Raw genomic sequence first — 2247 nt, 5'->3', positions numbered from 1 at the left:
GGGCGCCAAGATTGTTTTGAGCTTACGTGCATTGGTTCAGTCGACCGGACGCTGGGCGCAATTCTGGGACAAGATCGATCAGTTCGGTGCTCAGCCTTGCTAAGGACATTATTGAAAGGTAGCACCCATGCAGCTGCTCGCGCCAACGATGGAAGCTCGTCACCGAGATGCCCTGCTGGGCGCAATACGCTGCCTGGGTTAGGCCACTGTTTGACCAGCCCTCGACAATGGATTGCCACTGCTCGCGTGTGCGCCGTCGATCTGCCATGCTGAAACTCCTGTTGTTCCTGTTGTAGTGGAATGGAATTTCATCTTGCAGGTTCGAATCTAGGCGGGATAGATGTAATTGGCCGGACGCTTACCAAACGACGATCAAGCCCCGCGAATCCGCTGCCGGACGCTTGCCACCGCCATCGCCAGATTTAAACCAACAAAGCTCACGATATGAGGATCAATAGATGACCCAAGCTAATCCGACGCTCGATGATGTCTGGCGGTTATTCCAGGAAACCACCGAAAAATTCCAGGAAACCGACCGTCGCTTCCAGGAAACCGAGCGCTTGATGAAAGAGCAGAGGCAAGAAACTGAACGTTTCATGAAAGAGCGCGCCCAAGAAACGGATCGCATCATCAAACAGCTGTCAAAAAATCTGGGTGATCTTGGCAATCGCTTGGGTGAATGTGTCGAGCATTTGGTCGCTCCGGTCGTGGTGCGGCTGTTTCGCGCGCAAGGCATTGAAGTCCATGCCGTTTATCCCGAAGTGTCCGCCAAGCGCAACGGTGAGGCGCTGGAGATCGATTTGCTGGTGGTCAATGACGGGGCGGCTGTGGCGGTGGAATGCAAGAGCAAACTGGTCAGCGCGCATCTTGATGCGCATTTGGAGCGGCTGGATAAACTCAAACGCGTGTTGCCGCTCTACAAGGATCATCGCATCATGGGCGCGGTTGCCGGCATGGTGGTCTCTGAAGCCGTCGCTGAACAAGCCATGGCCAAAGGGCTTTATGTGCTGTGCCAGAACGGTGAGCAGGTGGAGGTGCGCAATGCACCAAATTTCACCCCAGCCGTCTGGTAAGGTCAACCCAGAATGGCGTACAAATAACCTTTGTCGCACCCTCACCAACGAGACCACTGCCTGCCGGTTCGTCGAGTGCTTGGAATTGGAGTTGCCAATGGCGGACATTTTCGAGTATCTGCCGGCTCGGGACTGATCAACGGCGAACAGATCGAAGTGCGCAATTCGCCCACCTTCACCCCGGCGGTCTGGTGATTGACCGCTGCTGGCGGGCGACCACTTTTGCCAGTATTTCTCTGCCAGTGGTTCTCTGTCAGTGGTTCCGGCGTTGCCTGGCCAGCCAGGCTTCGATGGTGGCAGGATCAAGCCCGCGCAGGCGCTCTTCAGGATCAAGCCCGCGCAGGCGCTCTTCGGGATCAAGCCCGCGCAGGCGCTCTTCAGGATCAAAACGCTTGAGTACGGCTTCAGGATCAAAACGCTTGAGTACGGCTTCAGGGTCGTTGCGGATGGCTTCTTCGATGGCCATGTCGTGAGCCTCGCGCAGAAATTGTTCCATGGAGTAGGCCATTTCAGGCACCTCGCGTCGATAGAGTTGGTAGAGGTATTCGAGCAATTCCCAGTGACCATGACGGCTGGGATGGGGATGGCGCGCGCGGTAATGGGCCAATCCCTGGTGGATGCGATGCTGTTCGCTGGCGAACAGTTCCCAGGCGGCATTGCGCGGGTGCTGGGCAATGCGGTTGAGCACAATCACCCGTATCTGCTGGGCGCCCCAAGCGAGATGATAAACCCCCTGCCAGGCGGTGGGGTGCAGTGGATGGTGGCGTTCGAAGTGGTGTGGATAGCGAGTGACCACAGCATAGAGCCCAAAGGCGCTCACCGGGTGGCGCTTGCCCTGTGCATCGGTTTTGAGTTTACGATAGTTGACATAGTGCCCGATCAGTTCATCCAGCACCCAAGCGGTGAGGGCTTCGTGATGGGATTTGTAGGTCAGCAGGTTGTGCGCGCGCAGGTTCTCCAGGCCATCAGGCAATTCGGGCGATGGGCGGCTCGGGACGCTTGGGTCAGCCGCTTCGATGATGGCGACATCGAGCAGTTGGCTGGTCAGGGTGCGGCCTCGACAAGATGTTATTTCGAGGAGTATGCTCTAAGCCTCTGTAAATGATGAGGCGAGGAGCGATCATGGCCACGGTTGTTCGGCGTTCGGGCGAAGAGATCACCATCGAAGTGAGCC

The 2247-nt window shown here is 57.0% G+C and carries 3 protein-coding genes; 1 reads left to right on the top strand and 2 read right to left on the bottom strand.

Going from position 1 to position 2247, the window contains the following annotated elements; translation table 11 throughout:
* Positions 1-22: 22 nt before the first annotated feature.
* A complete protein-coding gene (tnpA, locus tag CKO36_RS20585; RefSeq protein ID WP_420826355.1) occupies positions 23-268 on the bottom strand; it encodes an IS66 family insertion sequence element accessory protein TnpA in 246 nt (81 codons plus the stop codon).
* A gap of 190 nt (positions 269-458) precedes the next feature.
* Between tnpA and CKO36_RS18780 the strand changes: the two genes are divergently transcribed.
* On the top strand, positions 459-1073 hold the full coding sequence (locus CKO36_RS18780; RefSeq protein ID WP_200286430.1) for a DUF3782 domain-containing protein: 615 nt from the start codon (positions 459-461) through the stop codon (positions 1071-1073).
* Between the two features lie 253 nt (positions 1074-1326).
* On the opposite strand, the gene CKO36_RS18775 is transcribed toward CKO36_RS18780, so the two are convergent.
* A complete protein-coding gene (locus tag CKO36_RS18775; protein ID WP_242469743.1) occupies positions 1327-2046 on the bottom strand; it encodes an FHA domain-containing protein in 720 nt (239 codons plus the stop codon).
* Positions 2047-2247 lie beyond the last annotated feature (201 nt).

It is taken from the genome of Rhabdochromatium marinum (genome assembly GCF_016583795.1).
In the GTDB taxonomy this organism is placed as follows: Bacteria; Pseudomonadota; Gammaproteobacteria; order Chromatiales; family Chromatiaceae; genus Rhabdochromatium; species Rhabdochromatium marinum.
The sequence above is the reverse complement of the archived record's forward strand: the minus strand, read 5'-3'. Positions and strand labels throughout refer to the sequence as shown.

What these genes read in the sequence shown, in the direction of transcription:
- tnpA (WP_420826355.1), bottom strand. Translation starts at nt 268, where the DNA reads ATGGCAGATCGACGGCGCACACGCGAGCAGTGGCAATCCATTGTCGAG.
- CKO36_RS18780 (WP_200286430.1), top strand. Translation starts at nt 459, where the DNA reads ATGACCCAAGCTAATCCGACGCTCGATGATGTCTGGCGGTTATTCCAG.